The organism is Caballeronia sp. AZ7_KS35 (assembly GCF_023631045.1).
GTDB classification, from domain to species: Bacteria; Pseudomonadota; Gammaproteobacteria; order Burkholderiales; family Burkholderiaceae; genus Caballeronia; species Caballeronia zhejiangensis.
In genome coordinates this window covers 136,713-161,892 of sequence record NZ_JALQDV010000028.1, presented here as the reverse complement: position 1 = coordinate 161,892, position 25,180 = coordinate 136,713, and the positions used below count along the sequence as shown (strand labels likewise).

Genomic DNA, 25,180 nt, shown 5'->3' with positions numbered 1-25,180 from the left:
GCGCTCAATACGGCGGACGTTTCTTTGCGGCGCACAAGCGGTTCACCGCGGCGATCAGCGTCCCCACGTCGACGGGCTTGCGCAAATAGCCGTCGTAGCTGACGAACGCCGGCGGGTTCGGATGCCCCGAAATCATCAGGAAAGGAATGTGCGCGAGCGACGCGTCGTTCTTCATCGTCTGGCAGAGCAGCGCGCCGCCCAAGCCCGGCATCATCCAGTCCGATACGACGATGTCCACGCTCTGTTCGCCGAGTATCGACAACGCCTTGTTGCCGTCGAACGCGCATAAGACATTGCAATCCTCGCCTTGCATAGAGAGGGTCCAGGCTTCGATGGTGGCGGGGTCGTCGTCGACGAGCAGTACAGTCTTCATCTTGCGAACTTGTTCGAGTGCGGCGCGTTTGTGCGGCGGGAGGTGCAGGACAAAGGCTGCCGGCAACATCGGTAGTGACTGCCGCCAAGGCCGATGGTTGCCGTCACCGCTTATCTGCAGCTTTTTGTCATAGTATTTCTTTCGCGCCAAATCTGCGCGGTAAATGCTGCTTCAGCAACTTGCGCGCCGCCCGGCGTCGGCGGTCATTTGCTCCCGGCGCGCGAGCGGCCGGCGTCGCGCAGTGCGTCGACGAGCGCCTCTTCCACCGGCGTGCGCGCGGCGTCGTTGCGGCGGATCAGGCCGATGGGCTCGTCGGTGCCCGCGAAGGGCATCGGCAGCGCGGCGAGCAGTCCGAGGCCGATGTCCTGCTCGACCGCGCCGGCCGGCACGAACCACACGGCGTCGTTGTTCATCGCGAGCGCGCGCCCAAGCGACACCGACAACGTTTCGACGAGCGCCGTCAGCGCGTGCGCGCCGAACGCCGTCAGCACGCTTTCCGCCGATTGACGGATCAGCGTGCCGAAAGGCGGCACGACGATCACGAAGCGCGCGAGCAGCGCGGGCGTGAGCGGCGTTTCGAGCGTCAGCGGATGCTCGCGGCGCACGACCACCGCGAGCGGCTCGCGATAAATCTGCTCGAAGGACAGCCCGTGCATCGCTTCCGGCTCGGACAAGCGTCCGACGACGAGATCGACGTCGCCCGCCTTCAGCTTTTCCAGCAAGAGCGCGTTGGAATCGGTCCAGACGGACAGCGACACCGCCGGCCACTGCTGCCGGAACGATGTCAGCGCGGGCGAAAGCAGCACCGGCGCGACCGTCGGCAGAACGCCTATCGAAATGGATCCCGGCACGTCGCCACGTTCCCGCAGAAGCATGTCGACGCCCTCGCGCAGCGACGCCACGCACGCGCTCGCGTGCGGCGCGAAGAGCCGGCCCTCGCGCGTAGGCACCGCGCCGCGCCGCCCACGCTCGAACAGCCGCACGCCTAGAATGGATTCGAGCTCGCCGATCGTTTTGGAAACGGCGGGCTGCGTGATCGACAGACTATCGGCGGCGCGCTGCACGCTGCCGAGTTGCGTGACGGCCAGAAAACACTGGAGATGCCGGAACTTGACGCGGGTGTTGGTGAAATCGGTATCCATGACGATCCGTTATGCAAGATGGCACGAAACATCATTTTCCATAACTTGTGTCGTTCTATAAAGTAGCCGTCAGAAACATCCTATTCAACTTCCACAAATACAGGAGACAGTCGACATGACCTCCCCCATCCTCACACCGCGTGACTGGGAATCCCATCCCGCGTATCTGTCGCCGGGTTACCGGTCGTCGGTCCTGCGCAGCCCCGGTTTGCCGCTCATTCCGCTGAAGGAAAATCTGCGCAACCGCCGCGTGCCGGTCTACGGTGCTGAAGACTTGGGCGTGCTCGACAACGACCTCACCCGTAACGCCGCGAAAAACGGCGAACCGCTCGGCGAGCGGATCATCGTGACGGGCCGTGTGCTCGACGAAGGCGGCCGTCCGGTGCGCAACACGCTCGTGGAAGTGTGGCAGGCGAACGCCGCCGGCCGCTACGTGCACAAGGCGGACCAGCACGATGCGCCGCTCGATCCGAACTTCCTCGGCGCGGGCCGCTGCCTGACCGACGACGAAGGCCGCTATCGCTTCATGACGATCAAGCCGGGCGCGTATCCGTGGGGCAACCACCCGAACGCGTGGCGTCCGCAGCACATCCACTTCTCGCTCTTCGGCGAATATTTCGGCTCGCGCCTCGTCACGCAGATGTATTTCCCCGGCGATCCGCTGCTCGATCTCGATCCGATCTACCAAGGCATTCCCGAGCACGCTCGCAAGCGTCTGGTTTCGGCCTTTTCGATGGACACGACGCAGGAAAACTACGCGCTCGGCTACGAATTCGACATCGTGCTGCGCGGCCCGGACCAAACGCCGACGGAGTAACCGAACATGACCACGCTGAAACAGACCCCTTCGCAGACCGTCGGACCGTACTTCGCTTACGGCCTCGTTCCCGAGCAGTACAACTTCGATCTGAAGAGCCTCTTCACCGCATCGGCGGCGGATCGTGAAGTGCCGGGCGAGCATATCGCCGTCGTCGGCAACGTGTTCGACGCGGAAGGCAAGCCCGTCAACGACGCGCTGATCGAAATCGCCCAAGCCGATGCGAACGGCCGCTACGTGCAGAGCGCGCAGGAAGCGCGGGAGTCGGGCTTTCGCGGTTTCGCGCGCTGCGGCACGGGCACGGATCCGAAGCTGCGCTTCATCTTCGATACGGTGAAGCCGGGCGCAACCGCCGACGATTCCGCGCCGCACCTCGATGTCATCGTGCTGATGCGCGGCATGCTGCTGCACACCTACACGCGCATCTACTTCGAGGACGAAACCGAAGCCAACGCGAAGGACACCGTGCTGCAGAGCGTGCCGGCGGAGCGCCGTCATACGCTGGTCGCGAAGCGCGAAGCGGGCGCGTCGGCCAAGCCGGGTTCGTCGGGCACGATCTATCGCTTCGACATCCATCTGCGCGGCCCGAACGAAACGGTTTTCTTCGATCTGTAAAGTTTCTCGCAGCAGTCGTTTGAAACGAGGGCGTCCGGCACTGCGCTATAGTGTCGGACGCCTTTCGTTTTTCTCCGCACTCTTTCCATGTCCGACGCTCCCACGCCCAGCCCGCTCTACGTCAAGCTTCTCGCCGAAACCGCCCAGATCGGCTGGTCCGAGCTTGAGCGCTTTTTCGCGCAAGGCAAGCTCATCTGGGTGAAGGGCGATCTCGATCTCGTAAGCGTCGCGGAAGCCATCGCCAACGACGACAAGCAGCAGGTCACGCAATGGCTTTCGGCGGGACTCGTCGAACGCATGCAGGCCGAGACCGCCGCCGATGTCGCCGCGCGCGATCCGCAATTGTGGGCGGTGGTGCTGTCGCCGTGGGTGTGCGTCCAGGAACGCGGGTGAACGGATGCAGTCGCGCTGCCTCGCGACACCGCAGTAAGCGCTGAAGCGCTAACTGCGGTTGTCGACGTAATCCGTCCACAGCACGACGAGAATCGTCATCAGCGCCGGGCCGATGAAAAGGCCGATCAGCCCGAACGTCTCCGCGCCGCCGAGAATGCCGAACAGCACGAGCAGAAACGGCAGCCGCGCCGATCCGCCGATCAGCACCGGCCGCACGAAGTGCTCCGCCACGAACACCACGATCAGCCCGAACACGGCGACGCACGCCGCCGCGATGGTCGAGCCTTGCGCGAGCAGCCATAGCGCCGAGCCGAGAAAGACGATCGGCGCGCAGAACGGCAGCATCGCCGCGACGGCCGTCAGCATGCCCAGCAGCGTCGCATGCGGCACGCCCGTCACCGCATAGGCGACGCCGAGCAGCGCGCCCTCCCCCAAGCCGACGACCACGAGCCCCACGACCGTGCTGCGCACCGATTCGGCCATCCGGCGAACGATCGCGGCGCCATCCGGGCCGAACGCGCGGCGCGAACCCGCGAGCAGTTGCTCGCCGAGCTTCGAACCCGCCAGAAACACGAAGAAGAGCGTCATCAGCATGAAGCCGAAGATGACGAAACCATGCACGACGCGCCCGCCGAAGTGCCGCGTCATCGCGACGACCGTCGCGCTATGCAGGTTCTTCACTGCGGGCGATGCTTCGAGCGGCGTCGCGAGATTCTCCTGCCACCAGCGCGCGACTTGTTGCGAACCCATCGGCAGATGCTCGATGAACGCGGGCATCGGAAGGCCGGTGCGCAGCACTTCGTGGAACCAGTGGAGCATGTCGCGCGCTTCGCTCACCGTCTGCGCCGCGACGATGAAAAACGGCACGACGAAAAGCAGGCCGATGGCCGCGGTCAGCCCGACAGCAAGCACGTTGTGATGCCGTCTGAACATGGGCCGGCGTTCGAGCCAGCCGAAAGCCGGCCACAGCGCAATCGCGATCACGCTCGCCCAGACGACCGCCGGAATGAAGGTACGCGCCGTATAGAGCGCGACCAGAACGAGCACGGCATAGAGCGCGGCGGAAGCGGTGCGCTGCATCTTTCGCGTGCGCTCGGATGAGTCCGGGGTCGGGTCGTTGCGCGGCTGGATCGGCATGGATGATGAGGCTCTGTTCGTGAGATCGATGACCGGCGAAACATGAAAGCTCGCCAGCATTGTAATCACGCACGAATCATTCCACTCGATGCGCGCAGTCAGGCAACGTTATTTACAGAAGGCACCTTTCGCGCTCCCTATAATCGAGACTCGATTTCGATGCAGGACTATGCAATGAAGGCAATGGCTTCGCGCGCAACGGTGGGCGCATGTGTGTCGCTCGCGCTGCTCGCCGGATGTTCAAGCGGGCTCAATCGGTCGAAGGAAGACCGGTTGAACGCGCAATACGGCATCACGATGTTGCCGGTCAAGGGAGGCGTGGAGATGCGCTTGCCGAACACGCCGCTCTTCGATACCGATGAATCGACGCTTCGCCGCAGCGATTCGCCGATGCTCGATCGCGCGGCGCAAGTGTTGAAGCGCAGCATGCGGCCCGTGCTGATCGAAGGCCATACCGACAACGAAGGCTCGCTCGCCTATAACCGCGCACTGTCGGCGGCGCGCGCCGATGCCGTCGCGCAGGCGTTGATCGCGCGCGGCGTGCCCGCCGAACGCATCACGACGAAGGGCATGGCGTATCTGCGGCCCATCGCGACGAACGACACCCGTGAAGGGCGCGCACTGAATCGCCGCGTGGAAATTCTCGTGCGCGCCGAGAGCGAAGAGACGCTGCTCGGCGCGCCCGCCAAGGTCAAGCGCTAGCGGCCTGCTCGACTTCCAGCACGAGCAATTGCGAGCCGTCGGCGACCTGATCGCCGACCTCGAACAGAATCTCGCCGATCTTGCCCGTCGCCGGAGCCACGATCGTGTGCTCCATCTTCATCGCTTCCATCACCATCAGCGGCGCGCCCTTCGTCACGGATGCGCCCGTTTCCACGAGCACCGCGATCACCTTGCCGGGCATCGGCGCGGTGAGACGGCCTTCGTGCTCGGCATCGCCCGCGTGCGCCATCAGGTTCTGCCATTCGAACTGGAACGCCGCGCCTTCGTGGAAGACGTGGAAGACGTCGCCGTCGGTGAAGACATGGCCTTTGATCAGCGCATCGTCGAGTTGCACCGCGAACGATGTCTCGCCGCTATGCGACCAGTCGAAGCGCGCGCTGGCATCGTCGAGACGCAGGCGCTTCTCGCCGTTCTTCGTGAACACGACCTTGAGCGTTTCGTCGGTATCGAGCGCGCGCCAGTTCAAATCCTGGCTGTAGCCGCCCGCCATGCGCCAGTGCGACAGCGCATCCCACGGCGAATGTCCGTGCGCCTCGCCGCCCTCGCGCGTGAGCAGCGCGGCGCATGCGAGCGCGAGCCCCTTCTTGCGCGAGACGTGCGTCGGCGCGAAGAGCGCATCGTGATGACGCTCGATCAGGCCCGTATCGAGATCAGCCGACGCGAACGGCTCGCTCTTCACGATGCGCTGCAGGAACTCGACGTTCGTCGACAAGCCGACGATCTCGCATTCCGCCAGCGCGCGCGCCATGCGGGCGAGCGCGTCGCGACGGTCGCGCCCATGCACGATCAGCTTCGCGATCATCGGATCGTAGAACGGCGTGATGGCATCGCCCTGACGCACGCCGCTATCGACGCGCACGTCGCCATCGATCGAAAACTCAACCGCGTGCGGCATGCGCACGTGCTTGAGCGTGCCCGTCGACGGCAGAAAGCCGCGCGACGGATTCTCCGCGTAGATGCGCGCCTCGATCGCGTGGCCATGCACCTTCAGCTCGTTTTGCTTCAACGGCAGCGGCTCGCCCGCCGCCACGCGCAGTTGCCACTCGACGAGATCGAGGCCCGTGACCATCTCTGTCACCGGATGCTCGACCTGCAGGCGCGTGTTCATCTCCATGAAGTAGAACTGGCCGTCCTGCGTCATGATGAATTCGACCGTGCCCGCGCCGACGTAATTCACGGCGCGCGCCGCCGCGACCGCAGCTTCGCCCATCGCGCGACGGGTTTCGTCGTTGAGGCCGGGCGCGGGCGCTTCTTCCAATACTTTCTGATGGCGCCGCTGCACGGAGCAATCGCGATCGAATAGATAGACCGCGTTGCCGTGCTTGTCCGCGAAAACCTGCACTTCGACGTGACGGGGACGCAGCAGATACTTCTCGATCAACACGCGATCGTTGCCGAAGCTCGACGCCGCCTCGCGCTTGCACGACGCGAGCGCCGCCGCGAAATCCTCGCTTCTCTCGACGACGCGCATGCCCTTGCCGCCGCCGCCCGCGCTCGCTTTCAGCAGCACCGGATAACCGATGCGATCCGCTTCGCGCTGAAGCAGCGACGGATCCTGATCGTCGCCGTGATAGCCGGGCACGAGCGGCACCGATGCGGATTGCATCAGCGCTTTCGCGGCGGCTTTCGAACCCATCGCGCTGATCGCCTCGACGGGCGGTCCGATGAACACGAGTCCGGCTTTTTCGCACGCGTTCGCGAATGCTTCGTTTTCCGAAAGAAATCCGTAGCCCGGATGAATTGCTTGCGCGCCGGTTTTCTTCGCTGCATCGACGATGCGCTCGATGCGCAGATAACTCTCCGACGCCGCCGATCCGCCGACATGCACCGCTTCATCGCAGACATCGACGTGTTTCGCTTTGGCATCGGCGTCCGAATACACCGCGACGCTGCCGACGTTCAGGCGCTTCGCCGTCGCCGCGACGCGGCATGCGATCTCGCCGCGGTTCGCTATGAGTATTTTGTTGAACATGGCGTTACATCCCGAGGTCACATGCGGAACACGCCGAAGCGTGTTTCTTCGATAGGTGCGTTCATCGTCGCGGCCAATCCGAGGCCCAGAACGTCGCGGGTCTGCGCGGGATCGATCACGCCGTCGTCCCACAGACGCGCGCTCGCGTAATACGGATGCCCTTGCACTTCGTATTGATCGCGGATCGGCGCCTTGAACGCTTCCTCGTCCTCCTTCGACCACGTGCCGCCCTTCTTCTCGATGCCGTCGCGCCGCACCGTCGCGAGCACGGACGCGGCCTGCTCGCCGCCCATCACCGAGATGCGCGCGTTCGGCCACATCCACAGAAAGCGCGGCGAATACGCGCGGCCGCACATGCCGTAATTGCCCGCGCCGAACGAGCCGCCGATGATCACCGTGAACTTCGGCACCTTGGCGGTCGCGACCGCCGTCACCATCTTGGCGCCGTTGCGCGCGATGCCTTCGTTCTCGTACTTGCGGCCGACCATGAAGCCCGTGATGTTCTGCAGGAACACGAGCGGAATCTTGCGTTGCGCGCACAGTTCGATGAAATGCGCGCCCTTCAAGGCGGATTCGCTGAAGAGAATGCCATTGTTCGCGACGATGCCGACCGGATGCCCCCAGATATGCGCGAAACCGCAGACGAGCGTCGTGCCGTAGCGCGCCTTGAATTCGTCGAAAGCGGAATCGTCGACGATGCGCGCGATCACTTCACGCACGTCGAAAGGCTTGCGCGTATCGACGGGAATCACGCCGTAGACGCTTTGCGGGTCATAGCGCGGCGGCAGCGGTTCTTTCAATGCGAGCGTCGGCGTCTTCACGCGATTCAGATTGCCGACGATGCTGCGCGCGATGCCGAGCGCATGCGCGTCGTTCTGCGCGAGATGATCGGCGACGCCGGACAGACGCGTATGGACATCGCCGCCGCCGAGATCTTCGGCGCTGACTTCTTCGCCCGTCGCGGCTTTCACCAACGGCGGACCGCCGAGAAAGATCGTGCCTTGATTCTTGACGATGATCGATTCATCGCTCATCGCGGGCACGTACGCGCCGCCCGCCGTGCACGAGCCCATCACCACGGCGATCTGCGCGATGCCTTGCGCCGACATGTTCGCCTGGTTGTAGAAGATGCGGCCGAAGTGATCGCGATCGGGAAACACGTCGTCCTGATTCGGCAGATTCGCGCCGCCCGAATCGACGAGATACACGCACGGCAGGCGGTTCTGCTCCGCTATTTCCTGCGCGCGCAAATGCTTCTTCACGGTGACGGGATAGTACGTGCCGCCCTTGACCGTCGCGTCGTTGCACACGACGACGCACTCCTGCCCCGCAATGCGCCCGATGCCGGTGATGATGCCCGCGCCGGGCGCGTCATCGTTGTACATACCGTACGCCGCGAGCTGCGACAGTTCGAGAAACGGCGTGCCCGGATCGAGCAGTTGCGCGATGCGATCGCGCGGCAGCAGCTTGTTGCGCGATACGTGCTTGTCGCGCGCGGCCGCGCCGCCGCCTTCCGCGATCTTGGCGATCTTCTCTTTGAGGTCCGCGACGAGCGCTTCGAGCGCCGCCGCGTTCGCGCGGAATTCCTCGCCGCGCGGATTCAGTTTCGATTCGATGATCGTCATGACGCGCGCCTCAAGCCGTCTCGGCGAACAGTTCGCGGCCGATCAGCATGCGGCGGATTTCGCTCGTGCCCGCGCCGATTTCATAGAGCTTCGCATCGCGCCACAGACGGCCGACCGAATATTCGTTGATGTAGCCGTTGCCCCCGAGCACCTGAATCGCTTCGCCCGCCATCCACGTCGCTTTTTCGGCGGTGTAGAGAATGACGCCCGCGCAGTCCTTGCGCACTTGCCGCACATGGTCCGAGCCGAGCGTATCGAGCTGACGGCCGACGGCGTAAAGATACGCGCGGCACGCTTGCAGCGTCGAGTACATGTCCGCGACCTTCCCCTGAATGAGCTGGAATTCGCCGATCGCCTGACCGAACTGCTTGCGATCGTGGATATACGGCACGACCGCGTCCATGCACGCGAGCATGATGCCGGTCGGCCCGCCCGCGAGCACCGCGCGCTCGTAGTCGAGGCCGCTCATCAGCACTTTCGTGCCGCCGTTCAGTTGACCGAGAATGTTCTCCTTCGGCACTTCGACGTTCTCGAACACGAGTTCGCCGGTATGCGAGCCGCGCATGCCGAGCTTGTCGAGCTTCTGCGCAACCGAAAAGCCTTTCATGCCCTTCTCGACGATGAACGCCGTGATGCCGCGCGGACCGGCTTCGATGTCCGTCTTCGCGTACACGACGAGCGTGTCGCAATCCGGCCCGTTGGTGATCCACATCTTGGTGCCGTTGAGCACGTAGTGATCGCCCTTTTCCTCGGCGCGCAGCTTCATGCTGACGACGTCGGAACCGGCGTTCGGCTCGCTCATCGCAAGTGCGCCGATATGCTCGCCGGACACGAGCTTCGGCAGATACTTGCGCTTTTGCGCCTCGGTGCCATTGCGATGAATCTGGTTCACGCACAGATTCGAATGCGCGCCGTACGACAACCCGACCGACGCCGACGCCCGCGAAATCTCTTCCATCGCGACCATGTGCGCCGTATAGCCCATGTTCGCGCCGCCGTATTCCTCGGAGACCGTCATGCCGAGCACGCCGAGATCGCCGAATTTCTTCCAGAGGTCCATCGGGAACTGATCGCTGTGATCGATCTCGCCCGCGCGCGGTGCGATTTCCTTCGCTGCGAAATTGGCGAGCGAGTCGCGCAACATGTCGATGTCTTCGCCCAACGCGAAATTCAGGCCGGGTACGTTGCTCATGGGTCGTCTCCTCCAGATGCGATGTTTTCGGTGCGTCCTGAAATATGAGCCTCACTCACACAGGACCACAAACCACGGAATGGGGCAATTTCACGCTCAAATCGCCTAGCCGTCAATAGATTTTTGAGCTACGCTCACATTTATTTCCCCACGTTTCCCGCCAATGTCGACGCAAACCACCGCCACCGGCCGCCGCGCGCCCGCCGGCGTCAAATCGCAGCAGCGCGTGAAGGACATCCTGCAGGCGGGGCGCGACGTCTTCGCCGAGAAAGGCTACGACGCCGCGACGAGCGCCGAGATCGCGCAGCGCGCGGGCATTTCGGAAGCGACGGTGTTCAGCTATTTCAGCGGCAAGCGCGAGTTGTGCGCGCGCGTCATCGCGGATTGGTACGACGAAATCATCGATGCGTTCGAGAGCGGCCTCCCGCGCGACGGCTCCGTGCGGCAGCAGTTCGCGTTCATCGTCAGAACGCACATGCGGCTGATGCTGATGAACGGCACCGGGTTGTGCGCGCTCGTGCTGTCCGAAGGCCGCACGAAGCAGCACGATCTCTCCGACACGCTGACCGAACTGCAGCGCCGCTACACCGCGCCGCTGATGGACGTGCTCGCGCGCGGCCAGGCGCTCGGCCACGTGCGCGCCGACATGCCGTTGCGTCTGTTGCGCTCGCTCGTTTTCGGGCCGATGGAGCACGTCCTGTGGGACGCGACGCTCGCGAAGCGCCGCCTGAGTCAGACTCAGATCGAGACGACGGCGAACGAATTGGTGGAAGTATTGTGGGCGGCGCTGCAGCCGCCGAACGCGCAACTGGCGGCGCTCGCGCAGTTCCGGCAGGACGTCGAGGAAGCGTCGCGGCGCTTCGAAGCGAGCGCCGCGCGCGAGAAACCTACTTCTTGACGAAGCGCAGCGCGAGCCGCGCGAGTTTCGGCACGGTCGTCGGCCGCAGCAGGCGCGCGTCGTAACCGCCCATGCGGCGATCATTTTCGGCGAGACACAGTTCGATCAGCGAGCGAACCGATACATCGCCCGCGACCGAATCGCCGACATTCGCCGGAAAGTTCGCATCCTGCGCCGCGCCGCTCTTGTCGAAGCCGCGCGCGAGCGAGATGCGGTCGCGAATCAGCGAAATCCACACGCTCGCGGTCTTGATCAGGAACCACGGCTTGCGATACCAAGGCAGACTCCGCCGATACCACGCGACCCAGTTCGCGAAAAACAGGATGTGCCGCGCCTCTTCCTGAATCACCGGCTCGAAGGTTTCGACGAGTTCCTCGGGAAAGTAACCCGATTGTCGCGCCGCCTCGAATAGGCCGAACGCGAAAAAACTGTCGATGCACTCGCTGTAACCCGTGAGCATCCACGCGCGCAATGCATCGTCGGGAGCGGGATACGGCGGTTCGGGCGCGAGCTCGATGCCATATGCCTCGACGAGCTTCGACAGCACCAGCTTGTGCCGCGCTTCCTCGCCGCCGTTCATGCGCAAGGCTTCGCGCAATTGCGGATCGCCGACGGTGCCCGCGTAGGTCGCGACGCGGATCGACGCGCGCCCTTCCGTCTGCACCGCGATATCCCAGATCGGCAGCGACGTCACGCGCTTCAACGCCGCGGGATCGAGCTTCGGCCAGTCGATGACGGCCGGCTTGTACGGATTGTGCGTCGTCAGCAACATCTCGCAGAACATGCGCTTGTGCAGGTCCGAACCGATCGGAATCTTCCCCGTCGACCGGTACGTCCAGTTGCGCATCGCATGATCTGCTTCCACCGGGTTGAGCGTGTCGGACATATTCGAATATTGGCCGCCGAATGGGTAGGTCCTGCGGATTTTGGCATACAGGGCGCTGACTCGCAGCATCATGCGCGCATTTTCGCCTATCGCGAGATTTTCTCCAGCGCGAGATCGCGCGTTCGCGGGCCCATGAAACCGATCGCGGCCATCACGATCAGCATCGCCGACGCGATGAACACGAACACGCCCGTCGTCCCGAAACCCTTCAGCACGCCCGCGATGATGAACGACGTGAAAATCGCGGAGAAACGGCTCCACGAATACACGAAACCGACGGCGCGCGCGCGGATGCTCGTCGGAAAGAGTTCGGTCTGATACGCGTGATAGCTGTACGACATGATGTTCGCGGAGAGCGTGAGGCCGACGCCCATCGCGATCAGAAACGCCGGGTTGCCCGACTGGCTGAAGGCCAGCCCGCAGACGATGTTGAGCGCGGCCATCGCGACGATCGCGGTATTGCGCTCGATCCTGTCGGCAATGGCGAGCCCGATGATCGGTCCGACCGGCGCGGCGATCGCAATGATGCTCGAATACATCAGGCTCGACGTCACCGTGATGCCCTGCTTGACCAGCAGCGTCGGCACCCAGTTGGCGAAGCCGTAAAAACCGACCGTCTGGAATATGTTGAAGATGATCATCATCGCGGCGCGCTTGCCGTAGGGCGGCTTCCACATGTCGGCGAACGCGCCGCGCCGCTCCGCTGTCTCGACGGCGGGTTCGGGCGGCGGCAGCGGCTTGCCGTATTCGCGCGCGACTTTCTCTTCGAGCGCGCGCATCACGCGATCGGCTTCGTCGAGGCGTCCTTTCTGCGCGAGCCAGCGCGGGCTTTCGGGCAGCGTGCGGCGAATCCACCAGACGAAGAGCGCCCCGTGCGCGCCGATGATGACGACCCAGCGCCAGCCGTCGATGCCGAAGGGCGCGCGCGGCACGAGCAGATAGGCGAGAAACGCGACCACCGGCACCGCCATGAAACCGACCGCCTGCTCGCACGCGAACGCGCGCCCGCGGATGTGTTTCGGCGCGAGTTCGGAGATATACGTGCCGATCGTCACCAGTTCCACCCCGATGCCCGCGCCCGCGACGAAGCGCCAGATGTTCAGGCCGGTCGCCGTGTCCTGGAACGCCATGACGAGGTTGGCGCCGGTGTACCAGAGCAGCGAATACGTGAAGATCGCGCGCCGTCCGAAGCGGTCGGCGAGAAATCCGCAGGCGATCGTGCCGATGAAAAGTCCCGTGAACAGCGACGCGATAAAGCTCGCGACGCCCGTCATGCCGAAAAGTCCGCTGGTCGTCGGCGTGAGAATGCCGCTTTTGACGAGACCCGGTGCGACGTATCCGGAATACAGCAGATCGTAGAGCTCGAAGAAGAAACCGAGGCTCAAAAGGACGATGAGCGTCCAGACGGAGCGCGTGGCGGGCAGGCGATCGAGCCGGGCGGAAATGCTGCCGGCGGTGACGGGAAGCGCCTCTGCGTGTGCGCTGCGGGGTGTGGCCATCGGGGTGTCTCCTCATGAGGCGGGGTGCGCCGCGCGGCATCGCTGGCGCGGCGCGGTCGGACGAGGGACGAATTTTAACCGGGTGGGTAACATGAGCTGGAAGCTGAATCCCGTCGCCTCGTGCGTCACACCGATCGCCATCGGACTGCCGGGGTTCCGGAAGAACCATCCGCTCAGCCCCCGATACGAAGAAAAGCTCTAAAGCCCCGCTATCCGGGCTTTTACTAGCTCCCGAACTATTTTGGCTTGGTAACCTTCTGCCGATTCTGAACGGACACGATCCGCGGAATATCATGCTCTGGCGCCCAACGACGCGCCGGACGTCCGGTACGAGACCTTCCGGGCTGAACTGACCACCTTCTGGAGTTAAAACAGTGAAGAAACTGCTCGCGGCACTGACGATGTCCCTTCTCGCCGCCACGTCGCTCACCGCCGTCACGCCGGCGCTTGCGAAGGACTATTCGACGATCCGTTTCGGCGTCGACGCAAGCTATCCCCCGTTCGAGTCGAAGGGTTCCGACGGCAAGCTGGTCGGTTTCGACATCGATCTCGGCAATGAGATCTGCGCGCGCCTGAAGGCAAAGTGCGTGTGGGTGGAAAACGACTTCGACGGCATGATTCCCGCGCTCAAGGCGAAGAAGTTCGACGGCGTGCTTTCCTCGATGTCGATGACGCCGCAACGCGCCGAGCAGATCGCCTTCTCGAGCAAGCTCTTCAACACGCCGACGCGCCTCGTCGCGAAAAAGGGCAGCAACATCCTGCCGACGGCCGAAAGCCTGAAGGGCAAGAACGTGGGCGTCGAACAGGGCACGATCCAGGAAACCTACGCCAAGACCTACTGGGCGCCGAAGGGCGTGACGGTCACGCCGTACCAGAACCAGGACCAGGTCTATGCCGATCTGATCTCGGGCCGCCTGGACGCCGCGCTGCAAGACGCGGTGCAGGCTGAAATCGGCTTCCTGAAGACGCCGCGCGGCGCGGGCTACGACTTCGCCGGTCAAAACATCGACGATCCGAAGACGCTCGGCAACGGCGCGGGCATCGGTCTGCGCAAGGAAGACACCGATCTGAAGGCGAAGATCGACAAGGCTATCGCCGACATCATCAAGGACGGCACCTACAAGAAGCTCGAAAAGAAGTACTTCGACTTCGACGTGTACGGCAGCTAAGCCGCTCGCCACAAGCCACACCGGCTGACGAACGGGCTCCGCGCTCAAGGGCGCGGAGCCCGTTTGCTTTTCGGACAGCGGTTTTGGCGGCCGATTTCCGCTAAGATCGAACGTTCGAGACAGCGCCGACGGAAGGAGACGCCGCGGCGCGGAGCACTTTTCCGAGGCAAGACCGCGCACTCGCCTGCGCGCGACCAACATGCAAACCAGAACTCATTCCCTGATCTCGCCGACGCTCGGCACTTCCCGCAACATCACGAGTTTTCACTACGGCCCCGGCGGCGGCCAGAAAATCTACGTCCAGTCGTCGCTGCACGCGGACGAACTGCCCGGCATGCTCGTCGCATGGCGTCTGCGCCGCCAGCTCGCCGAATTCGAAGCGGCGGGCAAGCTGCGCGGCGAAGTCGTCATCGTGCCGGTGCCGAATCCGATCGGCCTGTCGCAACATCTGCACGGCACGCTGATGGGCCGCTTCGAGACCAACAGCGGTCACAACTTCAACCGCAATTTCCACGATCTCGCCGCGCTGATCGCGCCGCGCATCGAAGCGCGCCTCGGCAAGGACGCCGGCGCGAACAAGCTCGCCGTGCGCGCCGCGATGAAAGAAGCGCTCGACGAGCAGACGCCGCACACCGAGCTCGAATCGCAACGCCTCGCGCTGCAAAAGCTTTCCTTCGACGCCGATGTCGTGCTCGATCTGCACTGCGATCTCGACGCCGCGCTGCATCTCTACACCAATCCGGACATCTGGGACGAAGTCGAGCCGCTCGCGCGCTATCTCGATGCAAGGGCGTCGCTGCTCGCGCTGAATTCGGTCGGCAATCCGTTCGACGAAATCCACAGCTTCTGCTGGTCGGATTTGCGCCAGCGTTACGGCGAGCGCTTCCCGATTCCGAATGGCGGCATTTCGGTGACGGTCGAACTGCGCAGCCAGCACGACGTGTCCTACGAACTCGCGGATAAAGACGCGCAGGCCATCGTCAACTATCTGATCCACCGCGGCGTGATCGACGCGCCCGTGCCCGAGCAGCCGCCGCTCGCGTATCCGGCGACGCCGCTCGCGGGCGCGGAGCCGATCGTCGCGCCGGCGTCGGGCGTGCTCGTGTTTCGCGCGCAAGTGGGCGCGTTCATCGAAGCGGGCGAGCCGATCGCCGATATCGTCGATCCGCTCACCGATGTCGTCACCACGCTCAAGTGCACGACCTCCGGCGTGATGTACGCACGGCATATCACGCGCTTCGCGACGGCCGGGCTGGAAGTGGCGCGCATTGCGGGCGCGAAGGCCTATCGCACGGGCTCGCTGCTGTCGGCGTAAGCGTTTCGCGGCGGATCAGAACGGCGCGAGACAGCATTGCGCCGCGACGATCTTCCACGCGCCGCCAATGTCGCCCCACGTTCGCGTGTAGCGCAAGCTGCCCGCGAACGGCGCGCCCGCGAACGTTCCCGAAAGCGTCACGCGCGTGACCGTCACGGCAAACGCGCCGTACACGCGCACGCTCTGATCCTCGACGTCCAGTTTCTCGATGCGCTGCATGCCGTAACGATGTCCGTTGAGATCGTCGGACTTCGTCCAGACCTTGCCGGTCGCATCGACGAAACTGAGGTCGTCGGCCAATAGCGCATCGAGTGCGTCCACGTCCGATGCCAGCATCGCCTTCTTCAGGCGCTCCTCCAGTTCGCGGATTCCTTGCTCGTCCATGTTTTCGCTCGCGGTGACGGAACCGAGAGCATCGCATCGGACGCGCCGAATACACAAGCGCCGATATTTCGCCATCCCTGTTGCACACGCGACACACCGCAAGGCGGCTGAAAGCACTGTCACATTTCTTTCTTTAGCGCCCGCTACATTTGCGCCCGTCGAACGCCACGCGCCATCAGAGCGCGACGCACTGCAGACACCGTCAACAACCACACCGCGAACCATCATACGGAGCTTGTTTTGAAGAAGAATCTCTTGGCGACCGCCGCGCTCGCCACCTTTGCCGCCCTCGCCGCCACGTCCGCGCAAGCGCAAAGCAGCGTAACGCTCTACGGCATCATCGACGCCGGCATCAGCTACGTGAACAACAGCACGCAAACCGCGACGCGCGCGGGCGATAAGCTCTTCAAGTACGACGACGGCGTCGCGCAAGGCAGCCGTTGGGGCCTGAAGGGTTCGGAAGACCTGGGTGGCGGCCTGAAGGCGATCTTCACGTTGGAGAACGGCTTCAATAGCGGCACCGGCACGCTCGGCCAGGGCGGCGCGCTGTTCGGCCGTCAGGCATACGTCGGTCTCGCGAAGAACGACGTCGGCTCGCTGACCTTCGGCCGTCAATATTCGTTCTCGACCGATTACCTCGGCAGCAACTATTCGATCGGCGGCCAGACGCTCGCGGGCAACTACGCGTATCACATGAACGACGTCGACCAGCTGACGTCGAGCCGCATCAACAACGCGGTCAAGTTCAGCAGCGCGAGCTTCTACGGCGTGACGTTCGGCGCGATGTACGGCTTCTCGAACCAGGCAGGCGCGTTCGCGGGCACGCCCAACACGACCGTCGGCACGACCACGACGGCGGGTTCGTCGCGCGCGTACAGCTTCGGCCTGAACTACAAGGCGGGTCCGTTCGGCATCGGCGCGGCGTACACCGACATCCGCTATCCGGCGGCATCGACGCCCGCGTTCAGCACGGCCGTCGCGAACATCCAGACGATGGGCACCGCGAACGCCGGCAAGGATCTGCGCACGTTCGGCGTCGGCGCGAACTACGCGTTCGGCGCGGCGACCGTGTTCGGCCTGTGGACCAACACGCTGTTCGAGCCGATCAACGGCGCGAGCTCCAAGCTCAACGCGTTCGATATCGGCGGCAAGTACAGCTTCACGTCGGCGCTGTCGGCCGGCCTCGGCTACTCGTACCTGAACATGACGGGCAACTCGAGCGGCCACTGGAACCAGGTCGACGCGAGCGTCGACTACGCGCTTTCCAAGCGCACCGATGTGTACGTGCTCGGCATCTATCAGAAGGCTTCGGGTTCGAACCGCGGCGTCGAGAATCAGGCGTCGATCGGTTCGTCGTCGTCGAGCTACTTCGGCACGTCGGGTCTGGGCGAAGACGATCAGCTTGCGTTCCGCATCGGCATCCGCCACAAGTTCTGAGCTTGCTTGCTGAGTTGACATGAGATCGGGCCGCCAGACGTATCGGGCGGCCCGATTTGTTTACCTCTTGTCGGACTTCTTGCCGACGGCCTTGTTATAGCGCTCGATGTACTCGTCCATCAGCTTGCGGATCGCGCGGCCGATCTGCATGTAGTCGCTCTCGTTCAGATTCGCGAGCGACACGCGCCCCGACGGATGCTGCGTGCCGAAGCCGCGCCCCGGCAGCAGCACGACACGCGCTTCTTTCGCGAGCCTGAAGAGCATCTCCGAAGGCTCCGTGTTCTTGATGACCCAGTCGACCAGTTCGCGGCCGTGCCTGCGCTCGCCGAGATATTCGATATCGAGGATCGTGTAGTAATCGACCTCGTTCTTGTCCTCTTCTTCGAGCGCGATGCCGATCTCGCGATACAGCGCCTGCTTGCGGCTGCGGATCAGGCGCTTCAACGCGTTCTTGTACGCGTCGGGCGTGTCCATCAGCGAGAAGAGCGAGAACAGCACCATCTGCACCTGCTGCGGCGTCGACAATCCCGCCGTGTGATTCAGCGCGACGGTACGGCTGTCCGCAACCAGCCGGTCGATGAACTTGAGCTTGTCGGGCTCCGTCGTGATCGATTCGTAGCGTTCGTGAAGCTCCGCCCGTTTGTCCTTCGGCAGCGCGGCGAGCTGCTTGTCGAGCACGTTGTCGCGATGCGTCGCGATCGCGCCGAGACGCCAGCCGGTCGCGCCGAAATACTTGGAATACGAATAAACGAGGATCGTGTTCTTCGGGCACAACGCGAAGAGCGACACGAAATCGTCGGCGAAGGTGCCGTAGACGTCGTCGGTCAGAAGGATCAGATCGGGCCGCTCCTTCACGATCTCCGCGATGTATTCGAGGCTTTCGTCGTCCATCTTCACCGATGGCGGATTGCTCGGATTCACGAGGAAAAACGCCTTCACTTTCGGATCGCGCAGCTTGTCGAGCTCGGCCTTCGAGTATTGCCAGCCGCGGGCGACGTCCGCCTCCAGATTGACGACCTTCAGCTTGTAATCGTTCAGGCGCGGAATCTCGATGTACGGCGTGAAGATCGGGGTGCCGAGCGCGATCGTGTCGCCGGGCGCGATCAGGAAGTTCTCGCGCATCGTGTTGAAGATGTAGGTCATCGCGGCGGTGCCGCCTTCGACCGCGAAGACATCGAATTCGCCGACGAACGGATGCTTGCCGATCATCTCGCGCCTCAGATATTGCGCGACGATCTGCTCCGACAGCTTCAGCATGCGGTCCGGCACGGGATAGTTCGATCCGAGGATGCCTTCGCACATCTCATAGAGAAAGTCGCCCGCGTTCAGGCCGAGCTGATCGCGCACGTACGACACCGCGCCCGCAAGAAACGCGATGCCCGGCACGCCCTTGTTCTCGCGCGCGAAAATCTCGAAGCGCTCTTCGAGCCCTTCGCGCTTCGGAAAACCGCCGACGCCTTCCGGCATGTACGCGAACGAGCGCTCGGACTCGCGCATCGCGAAGAGGCCGAGTTGCCAGAAACCATGACGCGGTATCGTCGCGAGAAAGTTCGGATTGCCGCGCCCCGCATTGAGCATCGCGAGATTGGCCGGACGCTCGACCGCCCCGCCGCCCGCCGCCTTGATGAGCTCGTCCTTCAGCTCGAACGGGCTGAGCGCCGCCATGCCGGCGCGGTCGTTGGAACCCGATTTATCGGACTTTGCCATCCAACACCTCCAGAATTGATGATGGAAACAATGCGGCAGGAAGACCGCGTCACGTCAGCAGCATCACGATGACCATGCCCCAGATCGTGAGCAGCGTATTGCCGACCGCGTACGTCACCGTGTAGCCGAGGCCCGGCACCTGGCTCTTCGCGGCGTCGCAGATCATGCCGAGCGCGGCGGTGGTCGTGCGCGCGCCGGCGCAGATGCCGAGCAGGATCGCGGGATGAAACTTGAACACGTACTTCGCGATATATGTGCTCACAGTCGGCAATATTGGCTGTCAGATCAACGACTTATGACCGCAACGACGCGCGGGCGACGGGCACTAAAACGACCACACACGTCCTAATAGAATCAATCGCTTACAGGGGTGTTTTGAACGCCGACGCGTAGGACGGCAAAGAACAATTTGCTGCCCGCCTCTTCGCGACGGCATTTGCGCATCCCAGACGACTACTGTACGTTTACACAGTATCGATAATCGGAGTATGGAGATGGCGACGATGCGGTGCCCTGTCTGCGCGCGGCGGCTCGCGCGCGATGAGTTTCAGCCGGCGGTCGGCGATACGCCGGATCGGTTGATGTGCGGAGACTGCGACTGCGTCGTCAACGACTACGACGACGAGTACGAGCGGCCCGAATGGATCGAAGGCGACGCGCTCGCCGCGCCTGCACCATGAGGACCGGCAGCGTCTTGCTCCGCGAGGTCGCTTCGCGCGCGAGCCATATCGAGATTGCGTGCACGCGCTGCGACCGCAAAGGCCGGTATCGTGTAGCCAAACTGATCGCGCGCCTCGGAGAGGACTTCGCGATGACGGACCTCGGCGCCGAGCTGGCGGATTGCCCGCGGCGCAGTGTGGCCGCACATCATGAGCGGTGCGACGTATATTTTCCCGAGCTACGTAATATCATGTCTTGTGACGACAACAACTAAGAGAAGCATGACAGCGAGACAGAACGACATCAACGAGCTGCTGGATTATGTCGCAGCGCAAAGAAGGGAGCTAGAGGCTCAGTACGAGAAGGCTAGGAAGGACGAAAACATCAAATCCGTTCTGGGGCCGACGGTTAAGTCAGCGCTCGAACATCTTCGCAGCGTCTTGGACTATTGTGCAATGGACATCTTCGTTGCTGTCCACGGCCGGGATCCATCTGATTCCGACAGAATCTACTTCCCGTTCGGCCACAGCGATGCGGTTTTTGCCAAAGCCATCGCCAGCAACAAACTCGGTAAGCTGTCTGCGATCAATCCTGATCTCTACGGGTTAGTTCAGCAAATCCAACCTTTCATTTGCGGGTCGCAGTGGCTTCCCTCTCTCGCGTCGCGTACGAAGAAGATGAAACACCGGTCTTTGGGACGGCAAGTGAGAAATCAATCACCGTCATCCACATTGAAGATCGGCAACTTCATGCACTTCAAAGATGTGGCGAATGTCACTATCGAGCACTCGCAACTTGGTGATACCTCGATTCGTCATCTAGAGATCAGCGATACGGTGAACGTGAATGAACTGCAAAGCAAGGTACCAACGATCCCGATCAGTCGCGAGTGGGAGTGGGTGGAATTCAGGTTCGACGACTCCCCCGAGGACATCTTAGAGCTCATAGGTGAGTCGCACGACAGACTCTGCGAAATCATGCCTCGCCTCTACGAGGTGCTTCAACGCGGGCAAACGCCGACCTGAATGCGCCGCGTCTCGGTGCGACCCGCGGACGTCGTGATCGTGCACGCGACAATGTAGTTCGCCCCCGCGACGCCGCCGGACAGCCACGCAGAGACGACGCCACCCTCGATGCTCGACGAGTTGACCGAAAGCCCGGCATCAGGCGACACGGTCTTGTCGGTGATTGTCTCTCCTTCTCCCAGCCACGCGGACCAGTCCCAGTTGAAGTCGAGAACAGCCTGCGGATCCTTGATGAACGAAGGAACGTACGGAAACGCCATTTGATGCTCCGAAGATGTTATGCCGGCTGCCCGGCTCGCACGGCGATGGTGCGGCTTTCGACTTCGACCACATGTGTGCGGCCCTCGGCAGCAAGGCGCATCACCCTTGAGGCGCCGTCGACAGCGATGCTGCGCGTCTCGCGCGCGACAGTGAGCGTTCGCAGATCCGAGGCGATCGAAAAGCGGACCGGAACTGGCACTCCGACAATTCCGCCTTGGCCGCCCGCGCTCCCGAGGCCCGGCGCTTGGGTCGCCGCTGCGCTTCCAGAAATTTTATCTAGGACAGCGCCTGTCGCGGCAGCGGTACCGGCCGCTTGACTGCTGGCCGCGCTGCCCGTCGATGTCACCGCCCCACTCGCGTCGGCACCTTGAGCCGACTGCGCGGCCGCGACTCCATTGATTCGTACGTCGCCGAGCGCGGCGCCGCTGCTACGCGCCTGCGTCGCCGCTCCAGCCCCGTCGATCGCGGGTGTGCCGATTTGCCCCGATGCTGCTCCGGTATTTGCCGCCTGCGCCGCTGCCGCGCCGCCCGTGACGCTCACCGATCCCGCCGCGCTCGCCACAGCGCTATTCGTCGATGCGGCCGAACCGGAGATAGGCGCGGCACCAATTTGCCCGCTCGCTTGCGCGGCGTTCGCCGCCTGCGTGCTGGCCGCGGTGCCGCTCGTCGATACTGTGCCGCTCGCCGCCGCGCCGCCCGAACTCGTCGAGGCTGCGGCGCCTGAGATCGACACGCCGCCGGATGCCGCACCGGCGCCTGGCCCTTGCGCGGCACTCGCCATGCCGGTCGTCGAGACGTTGCCGCCCGCCGTGGCCGCGCCGAGTGCCTGAGTCGCCGACGCGCTGCCGCTCGCGCCCACACTGCCCGAAGCGCTCGCGACGTTCGCTGCCTGCGTCGCGGCCGCCGCGCCCGACGTGCTCACGCCACCCGATGCCGCGCCGATCGACGTGTTCGTGCCGGCGGCCGTTCCGGTAATTGCGGCGGGCGCGCCGCTCAGATACTTGACGGCGTGCAGCATGACGTTGAACGACGAGCCCTGCGTCGTCGTGATCGTCATCTTCAGCGTGAGCGTCTGCCCAGCCGAATTCGTGGCCCATGTAATCGTCGTGGCGTAGAACTTTTGGTTGCCGCTGCCAGTCGTGCCTGGCGAGACCGTGTAGCCGGTCGCGCTGCCATCCGACAGCGTCGCGGTGAGCGTGCAACCGCTCGAATACGCCGCCCAGTAGACCGTAGCCGTGCGCGAGGTCGTGTCGGCGGGCAGCACGATCTGAATGCCCTGCCCGGTCGCTGTCGTGTTGTCGGCGTAGATGCCGCCCGCGAGCGCCGTCGCTGATGCCGTGGGCGTGCCATCCGTCCACGTCATCTTCGGGCCGTCTGTATAGCCCGTGAACGTGACGCCGGATCCGATCGTCGTCGGCAGGCCGATCGTCGAGCCGGCGCCCGACTTCCGGTTGACGGAGGTTGCCGATTGCGGGAACTGAATCCAGTCGGTCTGAACCGGCGACGAGAGATTGAATGTCTCGGTGCCGGCTAGAACTGTGTTCGAACCGGTGAGAGTGCCCATCGCGTCCGCCTGTGCGGCCGATTACTGGCCGTTCGTGTAAGTGCTGGACGAAACGCTCACCGTTTGGCCCTGCGCGATCGTCGTGCTCGTGAGGTTCAGATCGCAGTTGCTCGTGCCGACCGTGCCGTCGACGACGGCCACGCCCGCCGACGTGCGCAACCGGTACCAGGTCGCGGTCTTCCCGGCACCTGCCGCCGCCGTGCCCGTGCCGTTGCTGATCGCATTCGCGGTGACCACGCCATTCGCTGCCGCCGGCGCGAACGTCGAGCTGCACGCAAGCGTCGCAAGCAGGTTCTGCGTGGTGATGGCGGTGTCGGGCCCGGCAGGCTGCGCGCCGTCGTAGATGTCATAAGCGCCGCTCGTGCCGACTTTCGCCGTGATTTGATCCTGCTGACCGTTCTTCAGTGCCATGCTGTACTTCAGATTCGATGCCATGTGGTCATTCCTTCGCGGTGGTCGTGAGGCTGCATGTGCCCGCGATCACTCCTTGCTGCTGGAGGATGCAGACGTAGTGCTGGAGGTATTCGGCTTTTGCACGGGCGTCGCTGTCGGCGTCATCGACGATCCCGAAAAGAGCTGATCCAAACGCAGGTGATAGCTCGGCTGTGCCACCGGCACCATCGCCCAAGCTGCCGGCGCTTGCGCCTGAATCTGCGGCGTTGCCACTGCTTGCGGGGGTGTAGGCTGTGACTGCGACGCGCAGCCGGCGAGCGCCATCAGCGATAGCAGCGCGATTCTTCGCATTGTCGGCATCATGAGAGGCTTTCTCCTGAATGAGTTGCGCGTCCAGCGACGCGATCTGGGTCGACGCGTCATTCTGTTTTGCGATCGCTGCGCGCGCCGCGCTAGCTGCCGCGTCGGACACGGCCTGAAGCTTCTGCGCATTGATCTCGTTGTCGCGTGCGTGCGCGGTTTGCTCGCTCGCGAGCTTCGTCGCGTCGACCGTATGGACCGCAACGCCGCCGAGCGCTATACCAAGAGCGCCTGCGATGATTCCTGTGATGAGGTACGGAGACATGGTCAGTTTCCTCGGCAAGCCTGCGCTTCGAGCTGGCGACGCGTCACGATTCCGCCGCAGCGGTTCGCCGCGATGGCGCAGTCCTTCCCAGCGACGAAACGCCACTTAATGAACTCACTGCACGCGCCCGGGAAGTCGCGCGCGATGTAGCGCTTGCGCAGCGTCGATCCCTTGTAGTTCGGCACGCCGATGTTGTAGGCGAGGTCCACAACGGCGACCTTCTGCCCGTCGGTCAACGAGTCAAATCCGGGCGTGATGTCGCGAACGGCCGACGCATAGCCCGCGAGGCTGTCGCCGAGCATGGACTTGCACTCCGGCAGCGTGTACGCACGCATCTCGACGTTCGTCTCGCCGAAGCAGACGGTCTGGACGTTGTTCGCGAGACGATCGTTGTACGGCTTCAGCGAAACACCCTCCTGCGACGCCGTCAGCGCGACGAGCACGGCCGCGGCGGCGGCGCCAAGTGTCGCGGCGAGTGTCTTCTTGCCGGTCCGCTTACTCGGCTGCTGCGCTTGCGTCGCCATCTGCTGCCTCGGTCGTGGTCGTTTTCGGCGCCGTCGTCGTGTAGCGCGCGGCGATAATGGCGAGGCATCCGACGGCAATCGCGATAGCGAGCCGCCAGCTATCCGGAAGGAGCGACTTCACTTCATCGGGCATGCCCGTCCATGCCGCCTCGATGAATGGCGACGCGGCGGAGATGGCACCGAGCGCGGCCGCAATGATCGTCGACGAATACGTGTGCACCTTGGCCGCGTCATCGACCAGGCGAAGCTTGAGGTTCATAGGGCCTCTGAAATGAAAAAACCCGGCGCGCGGCCGGGTTCGGATGTGAAAGCTGGTTCTGGTTATCGGCGACTGCCCGCCCAAGGCTGAGCCGGCAGAGACGGATGCGTGGCCGTCTCCAGCTTCTTGTCGACTGCCTTCGCTGTATTCGCCGCTTCGTCCGCCTTCGTCGCGGCGACGGCAACTTTCTGCTCGACGGCCTCCGTCTTCTGGGCGGCGACGGTCGCCGCCGCGGCGGCTTGACGCGTCTGCTTGATGAGCGCTGCCTGGCGCGCGTCCGTCAGCTTCGCGCGGTCGCCGAGAAAGCGCAGCGTGTACTGCGCGACATCATGTGTATCCGTGATCAGCGATCGAAGGTCGCTCATCGCCTGGATGTTTTGCTGGTTCTGCTGTTGCAGCTGCTGCACCTTGCTCTCATATTCGGCTACGCATGCGTTTCGCGTCTCAGAGCGCACCTCGGGGAACCGCTTGATATACGCCGCACGCTCTTTCGTCCAGTTGGCACGCTCCACCGACATCCCCCACTGCCCGATAAAGAAGCCCACCGCCGCGACGCCAGCCAACCCGCCAAGGAGACATGCGCCC

27 protein-coding genes and 1 pseudogene are annotated in these 25,180 nt (G+C 63.6%); 10 read left to right on the top strand and 18 right to left on the bottom strand.

Features of this window, described 5'->3' with window-relative positions; genetic code table 11:
- Nucleotides 1-4: 4 nt before the first annotated feature.
- Nucleotides 5-523: a response regulator transcription factor gene (locus NCT05_RS17880; RefSeq protein WP_235366236.1), complete on the bottom strand. Its 519-nt coding sequence runs from the start codon at nucleotides 521-523 to the stop codon at nucleotides 5-7.
- Between the two features lie 53 nt (nucleotides 524-576).
- Nucleotides 577-1,515: a pca operon transcription factor PcaQ gene (gene pcaQ, locus NCT05_RS17875; RefSeq protein ID WP_034471860.1), complete on the bottom strand. Its 939-nt coding sequence runs from the start codon at nucleotides 1,513-1,515 to the stop codon at nucleotides 577-579.
- Nucleotides 1,516-1,630: 115 nt separating this feature from the next.
- Between pcaQ and pcaH the strand changes: the two genes are divergently transcribed.
- From pcaH to NCT05_RS17860, 3 genes are all read left to right on the top strand, one after another.
- Nucleotides 1,631-2,332, top strand: coding sequence for a protocatechuate 3,4-dioxygenase subunit beta (gene pcaH / locus NCT05_RS17870; protein WP_250502862.1), 702 nt, complete (start codon nucleotides 1,631-1,633; stop codon nucleotides 2,330-2,332).
- Between the two features lie 6 nt (nucleotides 2,333-2,338).
- Nucleotides 2,339-2,947 carry a protocatechuate 3,4-dioxygenase subunit alpha gene (gene pcaG / locus NCT05_RS17865; protein WP_008353765.1) on the top strand — a complete coding sequence of 203 codons (609 nt, stop codon included), beginning with the start codon at nucleotides 2,339-2,341 and terminating at the stop codon, nucleotides 2,945-2,947.
- Between the two features lie 87 nt (nucleotides 2,948-3,034).
- Nucleotides 3,035-3,340: a DUF2288 domain-containing protein gene (locus tag NCT05_RS17860; protein ID WP_008353766.1), complete on the top strand. Its 306-nt coding sequence runs from the start codon at nucleotides 3,035-3,037 to the stop codon at nucleotides 3,338-3,340.
- 48 nt (nucleotides 3,341-3,388) lie between these two features.
- Here NCT05_RS17860 and NCT05_RS17855 read toward each other — a convergent pair whose 3' ends face one another.
- A complete protein-coding gene (locus NCT05_RS17855; protein WP_033536337.1) occupies nucleotides 3,389-4,477 on the bottom strand; it encodes an AI-2E family transporter in 1,089 nt (362 codons plus the stop codon).
- A gap of 174 nt (nucleotides 4,478-4,651) precedes the next feature.
- On the opposite strand from NCT05_RS17855, the gene NCT05_RS17850 reads away from it, so the two are divergent.
- Nucleotides 4,652-5,179: an OmpA family protein gene (locus tag NCT05_RS17850; RefSeq protein ID WP_167561848.1), complete on the top strand. Its 528-nt coding sequence runs from the start codon at nucleotides 4,652-4,654 to the stop codon at nucleotides 5,177-5,179.
- Here the strand turns inward: NCT05_RS17850 and NCT05_RS17845 are convergent.
- Genes NCT05_RS17845 through NCT05_RS17835 form a run of 3 tightly spaced genes read right to left on the bottom strand, consistent with a single transcriptional unit; the run spans nucleotide 5,169 to nucleotide 9,989 of the window.
- Entirely contained in the window at nucleotides 5,169-7,172 is a 2,004-nt protein-coding gene (locus NCT05_RS17845; protein ID WP_008353769.1) for an acetyl/propionyl/methylcrotonyl-CoA carboxylase subunit alpha, read from the bottom strand. The two genes, NCT05_RS17850 and NCT05_RS17845, sit on opposite strands and share 11 nt — an antisense overlap.
- Before the next feature lie 17 nt (nucleotides 7,173-7,189).
- Nucleotides 7,190-8,797 (bottom strand): carboxyl transferase domain-containing protein, encoded by a 1,608-nt coding sequence (locus NCT05_RS17840; protein WP_250502861.1) that lies wholly within the window; start codon nucleotides 8,795-8,797, stop codon nucleotides 7,190-7,192.
- Nucleotides 8,798-8,807: 10 nt separating this feature from the next.
- Entirely contained in the window at nucleotides 8,808-9,989 is a 1,182-nt protein-coding gene (locus tag NCT05_RS17835) for an isovaleryl-CoA dehydrogenase (RefSeq protein WP_250502860.1), read from the bottom strand.
- Between the two features lie 163 nt (nucleotides 9,990-10,152).
- Here NCT05_RS17835 and NCT05_RS17830 point away from each other — a divergent pair, with 163 nt between their 5' ends.
- Nucleotides 10,153-10,887 carry a TetR/AcrR family transcriptional regulator gene (locus tag NCT05_RS17830; protein ID WP_008353774.1) on the top strand — a complete coding sequence of 245 codons (735 nt, stop codon included), beginning with the start codon at nucleotides 10,153-10,155 and terminating at the stop codon, nucleotides 10,885-10,887.
- On the opposite strand, the gene NCT05_RS17825 is transcribed toward NCT05_RS17830, so the two are convergent.
- Together NCT05_RS17825 and NCT05_RS17820 are read right to left on the bottom strand one after the other, a co-directional pair.
- The gene (locus NCT05_RS17825; protein WP_008353775.1) at nucleotides 10,877-11,773 is read right to left on the bottom strand and encodes a ferritin-like domain-containing protein; all 897 of its coding nucleotides are present in this window, start codon (nucleotides 11,771-11,773) and stop codon (nucleotides 10,877-10,879) included. The genes NCT05_RS17830 and NCT05_RS17825 overlap by 11 nt on opposite strands.
- An 86-nt stretch (nucleotides 11,774-11,859) precedes the next feature.
- Nucleotides 11,860-13,272 carry an MFS transporter gene (locus NCT05_RS17820; protein WP_250502859.1) on the bottom strand — a complete coding sequence of 471 codons (1,413 nt, stop codon included), beginning with the start codon at nucleotides 13,270-13,272 and terminating at the stop codon, nucleotides 11,860-11,862.
- A 374-nt stretch (nucleotides 13,273-13,646) separates the two neighbouring features.
- Here NCT05_RS17820 and NCT05_RS17815 point away from each other — a divergent pair, with 374 nt between their 5' ends.
- Together NCT05_RS17815 and NCT05_RS17810 are read left to right on the top strand one after the other, a co-directional pair.
- Complete coding sequence (locus NCT05_RS17815; protein ID WP_008353777.1) at nucleotides 13,647-14,441, top strand: ABC transporter substrate-binding protein; 795 nt, start codon at nucleotides 13,647-13,649, stop codon at nucleotides 14,439-14,441.
- A 199-nt stretch (nucleotides 14,442-14,640) separates the two neighbouring features.
- On the top strand, nucleotides 14,641-15,756 hold the full coding sequence (locus NCT05_RS17810) for a succinylglutamate desuccinylase/aspartoacylase family protein (protein ID WP_175979142.1): 1,116 nt from the start codon (nucleotides 14,641-14,643) through the stop codon (nucleotides 15,754-15,756).
- Nucleotides 15,757-15,771: 15 nt separating this feature from the next.
- Here NCT05_RS17810 and NCT05_RS17805 read toward each other — a convergent pair whose 3' ends face one another.
- Nucleotides 15,772-16,140 (bottom strand): nuclear transport factor 2 family protein, encoded by a 369-nt coding sequence (locus NCT05_RS17805; protein WP_250502858.1) that lies wholly within the window; start codon nucleotides 16,138-16,140, stop codon nucleotides 15,772-15,774.
- A gap of 240 nt (nucleotides 16,141-16,380) precedes the next feature.
- Here NCT05_RS17805 and NCT05_RS17800 point away from each other — a divergent pair, with 240 nt between their 5' ends.
- Nucleotides 16,381-17,577, top strand: coding sequence for a porin (locus tag NCT05_RS17800; RefSeq protein ID WP_250435571.1), 1,197 nt, complete (start codon nucleotides 16,381-16,383; stop codon nucleotides 17,575-17,577).
- Nucleotides 17,578-17,637: 60 nt separating this feature from the next.
- Here NCT05_RS17800 and NCT05_RS17795 read toward each other — a convergent pair whose 3' ends face one another.
- Together NCT05_RS17795 and NCT05_RS17790 are read right to left on the bottom strand one after the other, a co-directional pair.
- Nucleotides 17,638-19,284, bottom strand: a complete 1,647-nt coding sequence (locus NCT05_RS17795) for a bifunctional aspartate transaminase/aspartate 4-decarboxylase (RefSeq protein ID WP_008353781.1) — start codon at nucleotides 19,282-19,284, stop codon at nucleotides 17,638-17,640.
- Between the two features lie 49 nt (nucleotides 19,285-19,333).
- Nucleotides 19,334-19,546 (bottom strand): annotated as a pseudogene (locus NCT05_RS17790) (aspartate-alanine antiporter-like transporter); the annotation flags it as partial.
- Between the two features lie 232 nt (nucleotides 19,547-19,778).
- On the opposite strand from NCT05_RS17790, the gene NCT05_RS17785 reads away from it, so the two are divergent.
- Nucleotides 19,779-19,964 (top strand): hypothetical protein, encoded by a 186-nt coding sequence (locus NCT05_RS17785; protein ID WP_250502857.1) that lies wholly within the window; start codon nucleotides 19,779-19,781, stop codon nucleotides 19,962-19,964.
- Between the two features lie 261 nt (nucleotides 19,965-20,225).
- A complete protein-coding gene (locus NCT05_RS17780; RefSeq protein WP_250502856.1) occupies nucleotides 20,226-20,969 on the top strand; it encodes a hypothetical protein in 744 nt (247 codons plus the stop codon).
- On the opposite strand, the gene NCT05_RS17775 is transcribed toward NCT05_RS17780, so the two are convergent.
- From NCT05_RS17775 to NCT05_RS17745, 7 genes are all read right to left on the bottom strand, one after another.
- Complete coding sequence (locus NCT05_RS17775; protein WP_250502855.1) at nucleotides 20,945-21,229, bottom strand: phage fiber-tail adaptor protein; 285 nt, start codon at nucleotides 21,227-21,229, stop codon at nucleotides 20,945-20,947. The two genes, NCT05_RS17780 and NCT05_RS17775, sit on opposite strands and share 25 nt — an antisense overlap.
- Nucleotides 21,230-21,246: 17 nt before the next feature.
- Nucleotides 21,247-22,794, bottom strand: coding sequence for a hypothetical protein (locus NCT05_RS17770; protein WP_250502854.1), 1,548 nt, complete (start codon nucleotides 22,792-22,794; stop codon nucleotides 21,247-21,249).
- A gap of 21 nt (nucleotides 22,795-22,815) precedes the next feature.
- Nucleotides 22,816-23,229, bottom strand: a complete 414-nt coding sequence (locus NCT05_RS17765; protein WP_250502853.1) for a hypothetical protein — start codon at nucleotides 23,227-23,229, stop codon at nucleotides 22,816-22,818.
- A 4-nt stretch (nucleotides 23,230-23,233) separates the two neighbouring features.
- Complete coding sequence (locus tag NCT05_RS17760) at nucleotides 23,234-23,812, bottom strand: lysis system i-spanin subunit Rz (RefSeq protein WP_250502852.1); 579 nt, start codon at nucleotides 23,810-23,812, stop codon at nucleotides 23,234-23,236.
- Between the two features lie 2 nt (nucleotides 23,813-23,814).
- The gene (locus tag NCT05_RS17755; protein WP_250502851.1) at nucleotides 23,815-24,336 is read right to left on the bottom strand and encodes a glycoside hydrolase family protein; all 522 of its coding nucleotides are present in this window, start codon (nucleotides 24,334-24,336) and stop codon (nucleotides 23,815-23,817) included.
- Nucleotides 24,308-24,595, bottom strand: a complete 288-nt coding sequence (locus NCT05_RS17750) for a DUF7940 domain-containing protein (RefSeq protein WP_250502850.1) — start codon at nucleotides 24,593-24,595, stop codon at nucleotides 24,308-24,310. Before NCT05_RS17750 ends, NCT05_RS17755 begins: the two co-directional genes overlap by 29 nt.
- Before the next feature lie 62 nt (nucleotides 24,596-24,657).
- A complete protein-coding gene (locus NCT05_RS17745) occupies nucleotides 24,658-25,158 on the bottom strand; it encodes a hypothetical protein (protein WP_250502849.1) in 501 nt (166 codons plus the stop codon).
- Nucleotides 25,159-25,180 lie beyond the last annotated feature (22 nt).